The organism is Anaeromyxobacter soli, from assembly GCF_022808855.1.
In the GTDB taxonomy this organism is placed as follows: Bacteria; Myxococcota; Myxococcia; order Myxococcales; family Anaeromyxobacteraceae; genus Anaeromyxobacter; species Anaeromyxobacter soli.
Genome location: NZ_JAKZLF010000009.1, coordinates 155,088 through 170,226, shown reverse-complemented (window position 1 = coordinate 170,226; position 15,139 = coordinate 155,088). Strand labels below are relative to the sequence as shown.

General features: G+C 74.5%; 13 protein-coding genes and 1 tRNA gene. 7 read left to right on the top strand and 7 right to left on the bottom strand.

All coding sequences use genetic code 11. The annotated features are described in order from the left end of the window. A partial coding sequence (locus tag MLV88_RS09385) for a mechanosensitive ion channel family protein (RefSeq protein WP_243337334.1) occupies window positions 1–1,241 on the top strand: 1,241 nt, incomplete at its 5' end. Window positions 1,242–1,292: 51 nt separating this feature from the next. Here the strand turns inward: MLV88_RS09385 and MLV88_RS09380 are convergent. Further along, a tRNA-Ala gene (locus MLV88_RS09380) sits at window positions 1,293–1,368 on the bottom strand. 109 nt (window positions 1,369–1,477) lie between these two features. Here MLV88_RS09380 and MLV88_RS09375 point away from each other — a divergent pair. Then, window positions 1,478–3,745: a tetratricopeptide repeat protein gene (locus MLV88_RS09375; RefSeq protein ID WP_242338727.1), complete on the top strand. Its 2,268-nt coding sequence runs from the start codon at window positions 1,478–1,480 to the stop codon at window positions 3,743–3,745. Window positions 3,746–3,972: 227 nt separating this feature from the next. Here MLV88_RS09375 and MLV88_RS09370 read toward each other — a convergent pair whose 3' ends face one another. Genes MLV88_RS09370 through cyoE form a run of 4 tightly spaced genes read right to left on the bottom strand, consistent with a single transcriptional unit; the run spans window position 3,973 to window position 7,933 of the window. Next, entirely contained in the window at window positions 3,973–4,665 is a 693-nt protein-coding gene (locus MLV88_RS09370; RefSeq protein WP_242338729.1) for an Ig-like domain-containing protein, read from the bottom strand. Between the two features lie 45 nt (window positions 4,666–4,710). After that, the gene (locus tag MLV88_RS09365) at window positions 4,711–5,142 is read right to left on the bottom strand and encodes a DUF420 domain-containing protein (RefSeq protein ID WP_242338731.1); all 432 of its coding nucleotides are present in this window, start codon (window positions 5,140–5,142) and stop codon (window positions 4,711–4,713) included. Beyond that, window positions 5,139–7,034, bottom strand: a complete 1,896-nt coding sequence (locus MLV88_RS09360; protein WP_242338733.1) for an ABC transporter ATP-binding protein/permease — start codon at window positions 7,032–7,034, stop codon at window positions 5,139–5,141. The genes MLV88_RS09365 and MLV88_RS09360 overlap by 4 nt, the downstream gene beginning before the upstream one ends. An 8-nt stretch (window positions 7,035–7,042) precedes the next feature. Then, window positions 7,043–7,933: a heme o synthase gene (gene cyoE, locus MLV88_RS09355; protein ID WP_242338734.1), complete on the bottom strand. Its 891-nt coding sequence runs from the start codon at window positions 7,931–7,933 to the stop codon at window positions 7,043–7,045. A gap of 190 nt (window positions 7,934–8,123) precedes the next feature. On the opposite strand from cyoE, the gene MLV88_RS09350 reads away from it, so the two are divergent. Continuing rightward, window positions 8,124–8,810 carry a carboxypeptidase regulatory-like domain-containing protein gene (locus MLV88_RS09350; RefSeq protein ID WP_242338736.1) on the top strand — a complete coding sequence of 229 codons (687 nt, stop codon included), beginning with the start codon at window positions 8,124–8,126 and terminating at the stop codon, window positions 8,808–8,810. Window positions 8,811–8,829: 19 nt separating this feature from the next. Here the strand turns inward: MLV88_RS09350 and MLV88_RS09345 are convergent, their stop codons facing one another. Further along, a complete protein-coding gene (locus MLV88_RS09345) occupies window positions 8,830–9,105 on the bottom strand; it encodes a TIGR02300 family protein (protein WP_242338738.1) in 276 nt (91 codons plus the stop codon). Window positions 9,106–9,230: 125 nt separating this feature from the next. On the opposite strand from MLV88_RS09345, the gene ttcA reads away from it, so the two are divergent. The 4 genes from ttcA to MLV88_RS09325 are packed head-to-tail and all read left to right on the top strand — an operon-like array spanning window position 9,231 to window position 12,932. Next, window positions 9,231–10,112 carry a tRNA 2-thiocytidine(32) synthetase TtcA gene (gene ttcA, locus MLV88_RS09340; protein WP_242338740.1) on the top strand — a complete coding sequence of 294 codons (882 nt, stop codon included), beginning with the start codon at window positions 9,231–9,233 and terminating at the stop codon, window positions 10,110–10,112. Then, window positions 10,109–10,789 (top strand): deoxyribose-phosphate aldolase, encoded by a 681-nt coding sequence (deoC, locus tag MLV88_RS09335; protein ID WP_242338741.1) that lies wholly within the window; start codon window positions 10,109–10,111, stop codon window positions 10,787–10,789. The genes ttcA and deoC overlap by 4 nt, the downstream gene beginning before the upstream one ends. 35 nt (window positions 10,790–10,824) lie before the next feature. Then, window positions 10,825–11,994, top strand: a complete 1,170-nt coding sequence (locus MLV88_RS09330; protein ID WP_242338743.1) for a phosphopentomutase — start codon at window positions 10,825–10,827, stop codon at window positions 11,992–11,994. After that, window positions 11,991–12,932: an EI24 domain-containing protein gene (locus tag MLV88_RS09325; RefSeq protein ID WP_242338745.1), complete on the top strand. Its 942-nt coding sequence runs from the start codon at window positions 11,991–11,993 to the stop codon at window positions 12,930–12,932. The genes MLV88_RS09330 and MLV88_RS09325 overlap by 4 nt, the downstream gene beginning before the upstream one ends. 56 nt (window positions 12,933–12,988) lie before the next feature. Here the strand turns inward: MLV88_RS09325 and MLV88_RS09320 are convergent, their stop codons facing one another. Next, on the bottom strand, window positions 12,989–15,103 hold the full coding sequence (locus MLV88_RS09320; protein WP_242338747.1) for a S9 family peptidase: 2,115 nt from the start codon (window positions 15,101–15,103) through the stop codon (window positions 12,989–12,991). Window positions 15,104–15,139 lie beyond the last annotated feature (36 nt).

The window sequence follows — 15,139 nt, the reverse complement described above, 5'->3', positions numbered from 1 at the left end:
TGGCGCAGGCGCCCTCGGCGCCGCCCGCGGAGCGCCGCGCCGCGGAGCGCGCCGCCCGCGCGGAGCGGGCCGCGCAGGCCGCCCGCGCCGCGGTCGAGCGCGAGGCGGCGCGCCCGTTCTTCGAGGAGCACCTCCCGGCGCCGCTGCTCGCCGAGGGTCCTCGCGGCCTGCTCTGGTGGCAGTGGCTGGCGCTCCCCGCGCTCTTCCTCCTCGCGGTCATCCTCGGGTCGCTGCTCGGCTGGCTCACGCGCCTCGTCCTCGGCCACCTCGCGGCGCGCACGCGCACGACCTGGGACGACGTGCTCCTCGAGCGCGTCGCCGCGCCGCTCACCGCGCTGTGGGCGATCGCGGTCGTGACGGTCCTCCAGTCCTGGCTCGCGCTCCCCGAGGGCCCCGAGCTCGTCCTGCACCACCTGCTCCGCGCCGCGACCTACCTCGCGTTCTTCTGGGCCGGATTCCGCTCCGTGAACGTGGCGTTCGCGGTCATGGCGGCGTCCCCCTGGACGCGGGCGAGCCCGAGCCTCGCGGGAATGCTGCCGGTCGGCCGCAAGGTCTCCAAGGTGGTGCTGCTCGCCCTCGGCGTCGTCGCCGTGATGAACGAGCTCGGGTTCCAGGTCGCGAGCCTGCTCGCCGGCCTGGGCATCGGCGGCATCGCGCTCGCGCTCGCGGCGCAGAAGACGGTGGAGAACCTCTTCGGCTCGCTCTCCATCGGCGTGGACCAGCCGTTCCGGACCGGCGACTTCATCAAGGTCGAGGACGTCCTCGGGACCGTCGAGAACATCGGGATGCGCTCTACGCGCATCCGGACGCTCGACCGCACGATCGTGACGATCCCGAACGGCAAGCTCGCGGATCTGCGCACCGAGACGTTCGCCCCCCGCGACCGGATCCGGCTCCTCGCGAACCTCGGCCTCGCCTACGCGACGACGGCGGCGCAGCTTCGCGAGGTGCTCGCCGGGATCGAGGGCCTCCTGCGGGCGCACCCGAAGATCTGGCCGGACGCGGTCTCGGTCCGCTTCACCGCGCTCGGCGAGTCGGCCTTGAACGTCGAGGTGGTGGCCTGGTTCCAGACCGCGGACTTCGGCGAGTTCACCGCCATCCGCCAGGACCTGCTCCTCGGCTTCATGGAGGTGGTGGAGCGGGCGGGCACCTCGTTCGCCTTCCCGACGCGCACGCTCCACCTCGTGGACGGCGCCGGCGGCGGACCCGCGCGTGCGCGCGGGTCGGGAGAGCGCCGATGATGTGAGTGAAAAAGGGAGAGGGCCCGACGTTTCCGCCGGGCCCTCTCGGAGTGGTGGAGCTGATCGGGATCGAACCGACGACCTCTAGAGTGCGATTCTAGCGCTCTCCCAGCTGAGCTACAGCCCCACGAAAACTTTCGTCGCCGTCGAGGACGCGCTTCATAGCGGCTGCGCCCGGGACGTGTCAAGCACCGTTTGACTCGCCCGGGTACCCTTGCTAGACCCGACCCGCCCCCATGCCCAACCCCGCCAAGCAACTCACGCCCGCCGAGCTCTCCGCCCTCGAGCACGCGTTCGCCGCGGATCCCGGTTCCGACGCGTACCGCCCGCTGACCGAGGCCTACCTCGCCATGGGCCGGTACATGGAGGCGATGGTCGTCTGCAAGAAGGGCGTGAAGGCCCATCCGGACGACCCCTCGGCCCGCGTGCTGCTCGCGCAGGTCTACGCCGATCAGGGGAAGGACCGGAAGGCGCTCGAGGAGCTCCAGGGCGTCCTGGCCGCCTTCCCGACCTTCGTGGCGGCGCTGCGCATGGCCGGCGGCCTGCACCTCCGGCTCGGCGAGCGGGAGGCGGGCGAGGCGGCGCTGCGCCGTGCCGCCGAGGCCGCGCCCAACGATCCCGAGATCCGGGAGATGCTCCAGAAGTACGGCATCAGCGCCGTCGCCAGACCCGCTCCCGCCGCCGCGCCCCCGGCCGGGCCCCGTACGGGGCCGGACGCGCCGCCCGTGGCCCCGCGCGTCGCGCCGCCCGCCCTGGGCCGTCCGGCCGCGACCACCGCCCGCGTGACCGCGGCACGCCCGGCGGCGTCCATGCTCGAGGAGGACGTCCCGGTCCCCACCCCGACGCCGGTTCCGGCGACACGCGCCCGCGGCGCGGTCTACGCCCAGGAGCTCGCCGACAAGTACGCGACGCAGGAGTTCCAGCTCTCGCCCGGCGCGGCGCCGCGGAAGCGGGCGAAGCGCGGCACGTTCGTGACCACCGTCGCGCTGTTCATGGTGCTCGCGGTGGCGCTCGGCGGCTGGGTGCTCTTCAACCGCGCGCGGAAGGAGCGGATCGAGGCGATCGACCGGCTCCTCAAGGACACGCTGCCGCTGCTCGACAAGGACGCGCACGCGAGCTACGTCGAGGCCGCGGGCAAGCTCCAGCAGATCCTCGAGCACGACGACAAGTCGATCGCCGGCCATGCGTTCCTCGCCTACGTCGACGCGCTCCGCGCGGGCGAGCACGGCGACGGCGACGCGATCCGCGCCGAGGCAGTGAAGCACGTCGACGCGGCGCGCCAGCTCGGGCAGCGCCACTCGCACCTCGTCGCGGCGGAGGCGTACCTGAAGCTGTACGGCGGGGACGCCGCCGGCGCGAAGGAGGTCGTGAACGCCGTGCTCCAGGGCGGCGAGGGCAACCAGAGCCCGTTCCTGCAGGGCGTGCTCGGCGCGATCCTGCTGCGCGAGGGCGACCTCGACGGCGCCCGCGACGTGCTCGGCAAGGCGCAGAAGGCGAGCCCCGGCGACGTGCGCATCGCGTACCTGCTCGGCGAGCAGTTCCGCCGCCGCGGCGAGGGCTACGAGCTCTCGGCGACCGGCTTCTACGACTACGCGCTCCGCATCCAGAAGGACCACGTCTGGTCGATCCTCGGGAAGGCGGAGGTGCTCGTCGCCCGTGGCCAGGTGGAGGAGGGCGGGAAGGCGGCGGAGCTCGTCCTCACGCCGCAGGCCGCCGCGTCGCGGCCGCAGCAGGCGCTCGCGTACGCCCTGCGCGGCGCGGTGCTCGCCGCGTCCGGCAAGGCGACGGACGCCGCCGCGGCCGAGGCGCAGGCGGCGAAGCTCGATCCCTCGAGCCCCGAGATTCCGCACCTCGTCGGCCAGCGGAAGCTCCGCGAGGGCGACGCCGCCGGCGCGGTGGAGGCGCTCCAGCGCGCCGTGTCGATCGATCCGCAGCGCGTGTCGCTCTACGCCGACCTCGTCCGCGCGCAGCTCGCGCGCGAGGGCGGCGCGCAGCAGGCGCTCGAGACCCTGAAGCGCGCGGTCGCGCGCGTGGGCGAGAGCCCGCGCCTCGCGCTGCTGCTCGGCGACGCCTACCGCGCCGCCGGCGACGCCGACCTCGCGCGTGGCCAGTACGAGAAGGCGATCCAGCTCGGCCGCCCGTTCCCCGACGCGCGCGTCTCGCTCGCGAAGCTCCACCGCGCGAAGGACAACATCCCCGGCGCGCTCGTCGAGCTCACGCAGGCGATCGACGAGTACGGCCAGGGCGGCGCGGGCGGTGCGGCGGTCGCCTACGTGGAGATGGCCGAGGCGGAGCGCGCCCGCGGCGCGAAGCGCGAGGTGCTCGTCGAGCTCTACGAGAAGGCGCTCGAGCGCGATCCCGCGAGCTGCGAGGCGCTGTGGGGCTCGGGCAAGCTCGAGGCGGACGTGCAGCGCACCGAGCGCGCGAAGCAGCGGCTCGGCGCGTACGCGAAGCTCTGCCCGCGCGGCTCGCACGCGAGCGAGGCGGCGGCGCTCTCGAGGTAGCCTCCTCCGCTTTCGGAGCCCCGTTCGCCCCGTCCGCGCGAAGCGGGCGGGGCGATTGCTTTCTGGACGGCGCGTCGGCGAGGTCGAGACCGAGCCGGCCGGTCGAGGTCGGGGTCGACGACGAGGTCGAGGTCGAGGTCGGGGTCGGGGTCGAGGTCGCTGTCGACGGCGAGGTCGGGGTCGGACTCAGTGCTGCGGCCGGGGTCGCCCCGCCGCCGCGCCCTTCCTCACTTTCCTTTCTTCTTCGCCTCCTCCGCCTCCCGCTGCCGGACCTCCTTCTCGATGGCGTCCATCGGGTTCCCGGTCACGCGCTTCGGCTTTCCCTCCGCCGTGCGGGCGTCCACCACCTTCACCGGGATCTCCGCGCGCGCTCCCTCGACCTCGACGATCGCGGTCGAGCTGCCGGCGCTCACTCCCCAGAGCTGGCCGCGACCGTCGCCGCGGCAGACGCCCTCGTCGGCGCAGCGGGTGTAGGCGACGCGGCCCAGCACCGGCGCGCCGGCGTCGTCGAACGCCTCGACCTGCAGCGCCACGGGCCGCGGCTCGTCCTCCATCCGGACCTCCACCGAGGCGGGCTTCACGGCGATGCGCGAGACCACGCGGACGATCACCGGGACCTCGCCCTTCGCCTCGCCGATCGTGCAGCGGATCGTCGCGGTTCCCGGTCCGGCCGCGGTGACGATCGCATCGTTGGCGGGGCCGGTGACGGTCGCCACCTTCTCGTCGGAGGACGACCAGCGGCAGGCCTCCTTCGGCACGGGCTTGCCGTCGCGAAGCCGCGGCGTCGCGTGCAGCGGCGCGGTCTGGCCGCGGAGCCCGAAGCGGAGCGAGGTGGGCTCCACGTCGACGCGGGCGGGTTTCTCGCAGGCGGCGAGGAGAAGCGGGAGGCCGAGGAGGGCGAGGAGGGAGCGGACGCGCATGGCTGCGATGCTAGCGCAGCGCGAGCCCCGCGACGCGTTCCCGGCTCAGCCGGCCCGCGGGGCGAGGTGGTAGAGCATCACGTACACGACCACGCCGGTCACCGACACGTACATCCAGATCGGCAGCGTCCAGCGGGCGATCCGGCGGTGGTTCGGGAAGCGCGCCCGGAGGCCGAGGAACAGCGTGCGCAGGACGAGGGGCGCCGCGAGGGCCGCGAGGATCGTGTGGCTCGTGAGCACCGCGAGGTACGCCGCGCGGAGCGGGCCCCCGCCGGGGAACCTGTGGGTGCCCGTGAGCGCGATGCGGGTGAGATAGCCGACGAGGAACAGCGCGGACGCGCCGCAGGCGGAGAGCATGAGCGCCCGGTGCCGCTCGCGGTGGCCCCGGCGGATGGCGACGTAGCCGAGGAGGAGGAGGACGAACGCGAGGCCGTTCAGGGTGGCGTTCACGCTGGGCAGCACCTCGCCGAGGCTCATGATCGCGGGGCCCTCCGGGTGGCGAGCGCGCCGAGCGCGAGGGCGGCGGCGGTGAAGAGCGCGCAGACCGCGAGGTCCCGCGCGCCGGAGCCCGCGAGCGCGCCCGGCGCCGCGGGGCCGCCGAGGGCGCGGCGCGCGGCGGAGACGGCGTAGGCGAGGGGGTTCGCGCGCATCACCGCGGCGAGCGCGCCCGTGCCCGAGGGGGCGGGGAACATCGCGCCCGACACCACCCAGAGCGGCACGAGCAGCGTCATCTGGATCGCGTGGTAGCCCTGCACGTTGTCGAGGCCCCACGCGACGGCGAAGCCCAGCGCGGCCAGCGCGACCGCGGCGAGCGCGAGCGCCCCGAGGAGCAGCGGCCAGTGGACGCTCGCGTACCCGAAGCCGGCGAGCGGCGCGAGCGCCAGGAAGAGCGCGGCCTGCGTGAGCGCGACCGCGGCCGAGCCGAGCGTCTTGCCGACGGCGAGCGCGACGCGCGAGCCGGGCGCGGCGAGCACGGACTGGAGGAAGCCGCGGTGCCGGTCCTCGATCACCGAGGCGGTCGTGAAGATCGACGCGAACAGCACGACCATGAGGACGACGCCCGGGAAGAAGTAGGCGAGGTACGGCACGCTCGAGCCCGGCATCCGGAACGTCTCGCCGAAGCCGGAGCCGATCACGAGCCAGAAGATCACGGGCTGCCCGAGCGCCCCCACGAGGCGCGACGGCTGGCGGAAGAACCGGACGAGGTCGCGCCGGGCGAGGACGGCGACCGTGGCGAGATCGAAGGCGAGGGCGCGGAGGATGGGGAGGCCGGGGGCGCGGGGGACCGGCCTAGGAGTCGCGGTCGCGGTCGCGGTCGGGGTCGAGGTCGAGGTCGAGGTCGCGGTCGAGGTCGCAGCCGGGACCGCGCGCACCGCCCTCCTCCGGTCCGTCCGTCCGGCCGCGTCCTCCTCTGCCGCGGGCTGCTCCTCGAGCGCCTCGCCCGTGATGGCGAGGTATGCATCGGCGAGCGTCGGGCGCCGGACCGAGACGCTGCGCAGCCTCCCCGCCGGGAACGCCTCCACGATGCGTGGCACGAGCTCGTGGGCCGCCTCCCGCTCGACGTGAACGCCGTCGGCGCGGACACGCGCGGGGAGCCCCAGGCGCCGCCCGATGTCCGCGGCGATCGCCTCCGGGTCGTCCGCCTCGACGACGACCACGTCTCCCGATACGCGGGCGCGGAGCGCCTCGGGCGTGTCGCACGCCACGATCCGGCCGCGCGCGAGCACCGCGAGGCGGTCGCAGCGCTCGGCCTCGTCCGGACGGTGCGTCGTGAGCACCACCGTCGTCCCCGCCTCGCGGCGGAGCGCGGCGACCCGCGCCCAGAACGCCCGGAAGGCCGCGGCGTCGAGCCCGCTCGTCGGCTCGTCCATGACGAGCAGCGGCGGCTCGTGGATCCGCGCGCGGGCGAGCTCCAGCCGGCGCCGCATCCCGCCGGAGAGCCGGTCGACGGGCTCCCGGGCGCGGTCCGCGAGCGCCGCCTCCTCGAGCAGCGCGGCGACGCGCGCGCCCACCTCGCGCCGCGGGACGCGGTGGAGCGCCGCGCCCAGCCGGAGGTTCTCCGCGGCGGTGAGCTTCCCGTCGAGGCCGGGATCCTGGAACACGATCCCGGCGGCGCTGCGGAGGCTCCGCGCGCCGGGGGCGATCGCGCGCCCGTCGAGGAGGAACCGCCCCGCGTCGGGGCGGAGCAGGCCGGCGAGGATGGCGAACAGCGTGGACTTCCCGGCGCCGTTCGGCCCGAGCAGGCCGAAGATCTCGCCCGGGCGCACCTCGAGCGAGACGCCCCGCAGGACCTCGCGGTGGCCGCGCCGCACGGCGACGCCCTCGATCGCGAGGCGCGCGGGCGGAGTGGCCGGGCGAGCGGCGGGCACGCGCATCGCTAGCGCGCGCCGAGGAAGAGCGCGACGAACAGGAGCGTCAGGTAGAGGATCGTGGCGAGGAAGAAGTTCCGCGCCCAGCGGCCGCCCTCGCGCCCGACCCCCGCGAGCGCGTACCCGGCCAGCGCGAGCCCGAGCAGGGCGGCGAAGGCGCCGTACAGCCGCCCCGCGACCTGGAGCGGCACGAGCGCGAGCGACACCGGCACGAGCGCGACCGAGGTCGCCGCGATCCACCCGCGGGTCGCCCGCTCGCCGTGCACGATGGAGAAGACGCGCAGGCCGCCGCGCGCGTAGTCCTCGCGCAGGTAGAGCGACACCGCGAGGAAGTGCGGGAGCTGCCAGGCGAAGAGCAGGGCGAAGAGGGCGAGCCCGCCCGCGTCGAGCGCTCCGGTGACGGCCGTCCAGCCCATGAGCGGCGGGATCGCGCCCGGGACGGCGCCGACCAGGAGCGCCAGGGTCGAGCGCTGCTTCATCGGCGTGTAGATCGCGACGTAGGTCACGATCGCGACGAACGCGAGCGCGGCGGTGAGCGGGTTCGCGACGAGCGCGAGCACGGGGAGCGCGAAGACCGGGACCATGATCCCGAGCCCGAGCGCGGTGAACGGGTCGAGGCGTCCGGCGGGGAGCGGCCGGTCGCGGGTGCGACGCATGCGCGCGTCGATGTCGCGCTCCATCCAGCAGTTGAGGGCGTTCGCGGCGCCCACGACCGCGGCCGTCGCGAGGACGGTCAGGACGGCGCGGGCGGCGCCGATGTCGCCCGGCGCGAGCGCGAGCCCGCCGGCGCTGGTGAGGATGACGAGCCCCGAGAGGCGGGGCTTGGCGAGGAGGAGGACGTCTTTCGCGACCTGCAGGGGGGAGGGGCGCGCGCGGGCGGGGGCGGTGGCGATCGTCACGAGGGTCCCGGGGGCCTGCGAGAGTGCAGGCGAGTGGGACCTAGCGACGGCTCGCCCGGGGGTCAACGTCGCGTTCGGGGGCCGGCCGCCGTGGCGGAAGATCACCGGACCGGGGAGCACGCGCCCGTTGCCGCCGGGCCCCGGGGCGGCTATTCGCTCCGTCGCACCTCTGCCCGGGACCCCTGCCCTGATGCCCGCTCCCCGTCCGCTCCTCGTCGCCGCGAGCCTGCTCCTCGCCGCCGCCTCCCTCGTGCCCGCGCTCGCTCGTGCGGGCGAGCTCCGCGGGCAGGTGCGCTACGCAGGCGCGACGCCGCCGCCGCGGCCCGCCCAGCCCGTCACGAAGGACCGCGCCGCCTGCGGCGAGGCCGCGCCCGACGAGTCGGTGCTCGTCGGGAAGGGCGGGCTCGCGAACGTGGTGGTCCGGATCGTGGCCCCCGGCGCGAAGGAGGAGCCGCGCGCCGTGACCCTCGACCAGCGCGGCTGCCGGTTCGTGCCGCACGTGCAGGCGGCCCCCGTCGGCTCCACGCTCGCGCTCCTGAACGGAGACCCCATCCTCCACAACGTGCACGGCTGGTCGGGCGTCGCGACCACGTTCAACGTGCCGATGCCGGGCCCCGGGCAGCGCGTGGAGCGGACGCTCGCGCGACCGGGCCCGGTGAGGGTCGGGTGCGACGTTCACGCCTGGATGAGCGCGTGGATCCTCGTCGTGGACACGCCCTACCACGCGGTGAGCGACGGAGAGGGGCGCTTCGGGATCGCGGGCGTGCCGCCGGGCCGCTACACGGCGATCGCGTGGCACGAGGTGCTGGGGGAGAAGATCGCGACCGTGGTCGTCCCGGCGAGCGGGCCGGCGACGCTGGAGATCGCGTACCCGTAGTCGCCGGGCCCGCCGCGGACTACGGCTCGTCCTCGTCCTCGGCGGCGACGTCCTCGTCGGGCTCCGCCTCCTCGACCTCCTCGTCGAGCTCGGTGTCCGCCTCCACCGGCTCCGGCTCGACCGGACGGGCAGCCGCCCGCTGGCGGCGCTCGGAGGGCGCAGGCGACTTCAAGGCCGGGCTCTGCCGCTGGTCCGCCCCGCACTTCGGGCAGAGCGGCTCCGGCTTCTTGAGGTCGTAGAACTTCGTGCCGCACTTGAAGCAGATGTGCTTGGTGCCCAGGTCCTTCGCAGGCATGCTCCCCTCGATATTTCCTGTCGGAACCCGCGCCTTTATCGCAGGGCCGACGGTGGCGTCAAACGAAAATCTCCGGGGGCCCCGGGGTGCGCACGCCGGCGCATCGCTGCTATAGAGTCCGCCCGATGCACGACCTGTCGAAGCTCGAGAAGAGGCTCCTGCGCGCGGCCGCCGAGGCGATCCGCGACTTCGACCTCATCGAGAACGGCGACAAGATCATGGTCGCCGTCTCCGGCGGCAAGGACTCCTACACCTTGCTGCACCTGCTCATGCGGATGCGTGAGCGCGCGCCCATCGACTTCGAGCTCGTGGCGGTGAACCTCGATCAGGGGCAGCCGGGATACCCCGCCGAGATCGTCGAGCGCCACTTCCAGTCGGTGGGCGTCCCGTACCGGATGCTCCACCGCGACACCTACTCGGTCGTGCGCCGGCTCGTCCCGGAGGGCAAGACCACCTGCCCGGTGTGCTCCCGGCTGCGCCGGGGCGTTCTCTACAACGCCGCCGCCGAGATGGGCTGCACCAAGATCGCGCTCGGCCACCACCGCGACGACCTCATCGAGACCCTCCTCCTGAGCGCGCTCTACTCCGGCGCGCTGAAGAGCATGCCCCCGAAGCTCCGCTCCGACGACGGCAGGAACGTGGTCATCCGTCCGCTCGCGTACGCCGCCGAGGAGGACATCGCGGCGTTCTCCGCGGCGATGCAGTTCCCCATCGTCCCGTGCGACCTGTGTGGCTCGCAGCCGAACCTGCGCCGCAAGCGCGTGAAGGGGCTCATCGCGGAGCTCTCGGCAGAGCACGCCGCGGTGAAGGGCAACCTCCTCCACGCCCTCAAGCGCGTGGTCCCCTCGCACCTCCTCGATCGCGACCTGGCCGGGAAGGTGGCGGCGGCGACCGGCAAGGATCCCTGGCTCGACGCGGAGGAGGACGAGGACGGCTGCGGCGTGGACGAGGCGCCCGGCGAGGCGAGCGGGCTCGTGAAGCTCGCGGGCGCGAGCGAGGATCGATGAGGACCGTCGACCCCGCGACGATCCGGACGCCGCGCGACCTCGCGCCGTACCTGGACCACACCCTCCTCGCCCCCGGCGCCACCGAGGTCGACGTCGCGCGCGTCTGCGCGGAGGCGCGGGCCTACGGGTTCGCCGGCGTCTGCGTGCACGCTGCCCACATCCCGCAGGTGCGGCTCCTCCTCGCCGACACCGCCGTCCAGCCCATCGCGGTCGCCGACTTCCCGCGGGGGGAGGGGACTCCGGCGGCCCGCGCGGCGGAGGCCGCCGCGGCGGCGGCGGCCGGAGCCGAGGAGATCGACGTCGTGCTCCCGCTGCCGGCGGTGCTCGCCGGGCGGTACGAGGCGGCGCTCGAGGATCTCCGCGGCGTGGTCGCCGCCGCGCGGGTCCCGGTGAAGGTGATCCTCGAGACCTCGAAGCTCACGCGCGACCAGCGGGTCGTCGCCGCCGCGCTCGCGCGCTGCGCCGGCGCCTCCTACGTGAAGACCTCCACCGGCTTCGGCGGCGGCGGCGCCACCGTCGAGGACGTCGCCCTCCTGCGGGCGGTCGTGGGAGGGGCACTCGGGGTCAAGGCGTCGGGCGGGGTGCGGAGCGCCGCGCAGGCGCTGGCGATGATCCGCGCGGGGGCGAGCCGCGTCGGCGCCTCGGCCTGCGTGGACATCGTCCTCGGCACGTTCTGAGCGTCGCGCCGGCGCCGGCCGGTTAGGATCCGGGCATGGACCGACGCCGCTTCGTCATCCTGGTCGCCGACAGCGTGGGCTGCGGCGCGCTCCCCGACGCGCGCGAGTACGGCGACGAGGGCTCCGACACCCTCGGCAACACGAGCCGCGCCGTCGGAGGCCTCGCCCTCCCGGTGATGGGCCGCATGGGGCTCGGGCACCTGACCTCCATCCTCGGCGTGCCGCCGGAGCCCTCGCCGGTCGCCTTCCACGGCCGCATGGCGGAGCGCTCGAAGGGCAAGGACACCATCACGGGTCACTGGGAGATGATGGGGATCGTCCTCTCCGAGCCGCTCGCGCTTCACCCGCACGGCTTCCCGCCCGAGATCCTGGAGCCCTTCCTGCGGGAGACGGGCGCGCCGGGGGTGCTCGGGAACGTGGCCGCGAGCGGGACGGAGATCATCCAGCAGCTGGGCGAGGAGCACCAGCGAACGGGGAAGCCCATCGTCTACACCTCCGCGGACTCGGTGTTCCAGATCGCGGCGCACGAGGAGACGGTCCCGCTCGAGACCCTGTACGCCTGGTGCCGCGCGGCGCGACGCATCCTCGATCCGTTCAAGGTGGCGCGCGTCATCGCCCGCCCGTTCGTCGGCACGCCGGGCAGGTACGTCCGGACCTACAACCGCAAGGACTTCGCGCTCGCGACGCCGGGGCCGACCGTCCTCGAGAAGCTCGTCGACGCGCGCGTGCCGGTGTTCGGGGTCGGCAAGATCCCGGACATCTTCGACCACCGGGGCATCACCGACGAGGTGCACACGGCCGGGAACGCGGACGGCCTCGCGAAGACCGAGGCGCTCCTCGACCGCGTGGACCACGGGCTCGTGTTCGTGAACCTCGTCGACTTCGACATGCTGTACGGGCACCGGAACGATCCCGTGGGCTACGCCCGCGCGCTCGAGGAGCTGGACCGGACCCTGCCGCGGATCCTCGGAAAGCTCCACCCCGGCGAGGTCGCCGCGATCACCGCCGACCACGGCTGCGATCCCACCACCCCCTCCACCGATCACTCGCGCGAGTACGTGCCGCTCGTCGTCCACGCGCCCGGACGAGGCGGCGGGGCGCTCGGCACGCGCGGCTCGTTCGCCGATCTGGGCGCGACCGTCTCGGACTTCTTCGGCGTGCGGCACGAGACGGGCAAGAGCTTCCTCGGGGAGCTCGCGCGGTGACGGGGGCGGGCTCGACGCTTCCCCCGGAGGACCCTCTCGCGCCCCCGCCGCTCGACGGTCCCCGCGCGGCGGCTCGCGCCATCGCCTGGTACGCGTCGAACCCCGCCGCCGCCCCGCGCGTCTCGCGCCTCGACCGCGCGCTCTACGGGGTCGCGCAGGTGCTCCACGCGGCGCGGCTCGTGGCCGGGGACCCGGCGCTCCGGCGCGCGGCGCTCGTGCCGACGGCGATCACCTTCGCGGGGTGCGCGCTTCTCGCCACGCTCGCCACCGCCCGCGCCGACGATCCGGATCCGGCGGGCACCTTCCACGCGTTCCTCGTCACGTTCGTCGCGCTCGCCTCCATGCCTCCGACGCTGCTCCAGCGGCTCTGGCTGCGCGTCGCCCTCGAGGCGCGCCGCGCGCTCGGGCTCCCGCCCGGCGAGGACGCCTTCGCCGACGTCGGCTACGTCCGCCTCGTGGTCGCCGAGAGCGCCAAGGCGCTGCGCCAGGCGATCGTGGTGTCGATCGGCATCGCGCCTCTCCTCATCCTCGTGCGGATCCTGCCGTTCGGCACGCTCGAGGCGACCCTGCTCGCGGGCGCGTGGGCCTTCTACTGGCTCGTCGTGGACGCGCTGGAGCTGCCGATCGAGGTCCTCTCCGGCCCGCGCACCGGCGGGCCCTCGCCCTGGTATTCCCGCCTGCTCGCCCGCGCCGGGCGCGCGGCGTGGGTCCTGCGGCCCTTCTCGGCGCTGGCGCGGTTCCTGGACCGCCTGACGCGTCCGTGGCGCGAGGAGGTGGCGTTCACGGAGCGCCACCGATTCGAGACGCTCGGGCTGGGCGTCGCGGTCGGCGCGGTCCTGGTCATCCCCGTCGTCGGGCTGTTCTTCCGCGCGATCGCGATCGTCGCGTCGACGGCCGCCGTCGGCAGGCTCGACGCGGAGACGCCGCCCGGATCCTGACCATGTCCGCGGCGCCGCGCGCCCAAGGGTCGCGGGGACGCGGCGGCGCTCGCGGGTCACCTCGGCGGGGCAGCCGCCGGCGCGGCGCGCTGCGGCGCGGCGACGCTCGCCGGATCGACGGTGATCTCGCGGAGGCGCTGCGCCACCGCGGGGGGCATGTCCTCCTGGAACCGGCCGCCCAGGTGCTTCGCGAGGAACTTCTCGGCGGAGGCGAAGGCCGCCATGTTGTTCACCGGCCGCTGGAAGCCGTGCCCCTCGTCCGGCGCCACGAGGTACTCCACCGGGAACCCGCGCTCGCGCAGCGCGACGACGATCTGGTCCGACTCCGACCTCTTCACCCGCGGATCGTTCGCCCCCTGCACGATCTGCAGCGGGGTGCGGATGGCGGCCACGTGATTCAGCGGCGACTGCCGCTCGAGCTGCGCCCGGCCCTCCGGCGTGGTCGGGTTGCCCATCCGCGTGTGGAACACGATGCGGCCCGCCTCCCAGTAGGGCGGGATGGTCTCGAGCAAGGTGATGAGGCTCGACGGCGCGACGATCGCCACCGCCGCGGCGTAGAGGTCGGGCGTGAACGTCACGCCGGCGAGCGTCGCGTAGCCGCCGTACGAGCCGCCCATGATCCCGACGCGCCTGGGATCGACCACGCCCTGGGCGACGAGGTACCGGACGCCCCACGTGAGGTCGTCCTGCATCTTGTCGCCCCACTGGAGATTTCCGGCGTCGAGGAACCGCTTCCCGTAGCCCGTCGAGCCGCGGAAGTTCGGCTGGAGGACGGCGTACCCGCGGTTCGCGAGGAACTGCGCGAACGGGTGGCACCGCCAGCTGTCGCGCCACCACGGCCCGCCGTGCGGGAAGACGACGAGCGGCAGCGCCTTCGCGGGCACGCCCGCGGGCAGGGTCAGGAAGGCGGGGATCTCGAGCCCGTCGGACGACGGGTAGCGGATCGGCTGCATGTGCGCGAGGTCCTGCCGCGGCAGCCGTTCGCGCAGGCGGTACTGCTTCGTCACCGCCTTCGTCGTGCGGTCGAAGAGGTAGACCTCGCCCGGCTCGACGTCGGCCGTCACCGACACGAGCCAGCGCCGGTCGTCGCGGGTGGTGGACTGGATGAGCACGTCGCGATCCGGGAAGCGGGCCTGCAGCGCGGCGTGGTCCGCCTGGTAGCCGGGGTCGCTCCAGCGGAAGCGCAGCCGCTCGTCGTCGTAGACGGCTCCGACGAGGCGGTCGGTCGCCTCGGAGAACACCGGCGCCTTGAGGTCCACGCGCTTCTCGGGGTCCGACGCGAGGACCTCCTCCACCCCGGTCTGGACGTCGAGCAGGGAGAGCCGGAGGAGGTCGCCCGCGCCGCCGTTGGTGACGAGGTACACCCGCCCGTCCGGATCGAAGCGAGCGGCGGAGCAGTCCTCGAGCACCGTGCAGCCGTAGACCTTCTGCATCCCGGCGGGATCGACGCGGAGGATCTCGGTGTCGCCCCGCTCGGTCACGCGCGTGCCGAGCCTGAGCCGGCCGGAGAGGTCGAACGTCCACGAGACGAAGCGCTGCTCGTTCCGGCGGAGCAGGGTCCGCTTGCCGGTCGCGATCTCCACCTCGTACAGGTCGTGCCACCGGGCGTCCCGATCGTTGAGGCCCACGTACACGACTCCGGGCCGCGCCTTCGGGACCTCGTAGATCTCGGCGCGAACGCCCTTCAGATCGGTGAGCCCGCGGGCCGGCGGCACCTTCGCGCCGGGCGCGGGCGCCGCCCGCGGATCGACCGCGTAGACGTTGTAGTTCTCGTCGCCCGCGTGGTCCTGCACGAAGAGGATGAACCGCGAGTCCCAGCTCCAGAAGTACGCCGGGATGGGACGCGCCTGGTCGGCGGTGACCGGCTTCGCCTGCTCGAAGGGCGCGTCGACCGGCTTCACCCAGACGTTGCGCGTGCCGTCGAGCGGCTTCAGGAACGCGATCCACGCTCCGTCCGGCGAGAGCTGCGCGGCGGAGATCTCCGGATCACCGAAGATGAGCTCCCGGTCGACGATGGGCGGCAGGCCCTCGCGCCGCGCGGCGGCGGCCGCTGGCGCGCCGGCCTTTCCGGGCGCGGCGGCCGCGGCGGCGCCGTCACGCCGCGTCCCTGCACAGCCGAGGGTCGCGACGGTGACGGCGAGGAGGAGCTTCGAGGCGAGCCGCCGGGTCATGGGGCCTCCCTAGGATGGCGCCCGTTCTAGCGACCG

What these genes read in the sequence shown, in the direction of transcription:
- MLV88_RS09375 (WP_242338727.1), top strand. Translation starts at nt 1,478, where the DNA reads ATGCCCAACCCCGCCAAGCAACTCACGCCCGCCGAGCTCTCCGCCCTC.
- MLV88_RS09370 (WP_242338729.1), bottom strand. Translation starts at nt 4,665, where the DNA reads ATGCGCGTCCGCTCCCTCCTCGCCCTCCTCGGCCTCCCGCTTCTCCTC.
- MLV88_RS09365 (WP_242338731.1), bottom strand. Translation starts at nt 5,142, where the DNA reads ATGAGCCTCGGCGAGGTGCTGCCCAGCGTGAACGCCACCCTGAACGGC.
- MLV88_RS09350 (WP_242338736.1), top strand. Translation starts at nt 8,124, where the DNA reads ATGCCCGCTCCCCGTCCGCTCCTCGTCGCCGCGAGCCTGCTCCTCGCC.
- MLV88_RS09345 (WP_242338738.1), bottom strand. Translation starts at nt 9,105, where the DNA reads ATGCCTGCGAAGGACCTGGGCACCAAGCACATCTGCTTCAAGTGCGGC.
- ttcA (WP_242338740.1), top strand. Translation starts at nt 9,231, where the DNA reads ATGCACGACCTGTCGAAGCTCGAGAAGAGGCTCCTGCGCGCGGCCGCC.
- deoC (WP_242338741.1), top strand. Translation starts at nt 10,109, where the DNA reads ATGAGGACCGTCGACCCCGCGACGATCCGGACGCCGCGCGACCTCGCG.
- MLV88_RS09330 (WP_242338743.1), top strand. Translation starts at nt 10,825, where the DNA reads ATGGACCGACGCCGCTTCGTCATCCTGGTCGCCGACAGCGTGGGCTGC.
- MLV88_RS09320 (WP_242338747.1), bottom strand. Translation starts at nt 15,103, where the DNA reads ATGACCCGGCGGCTCGCCTCGAAGCTCCTCCTCGCCGTCACCGTCGCG.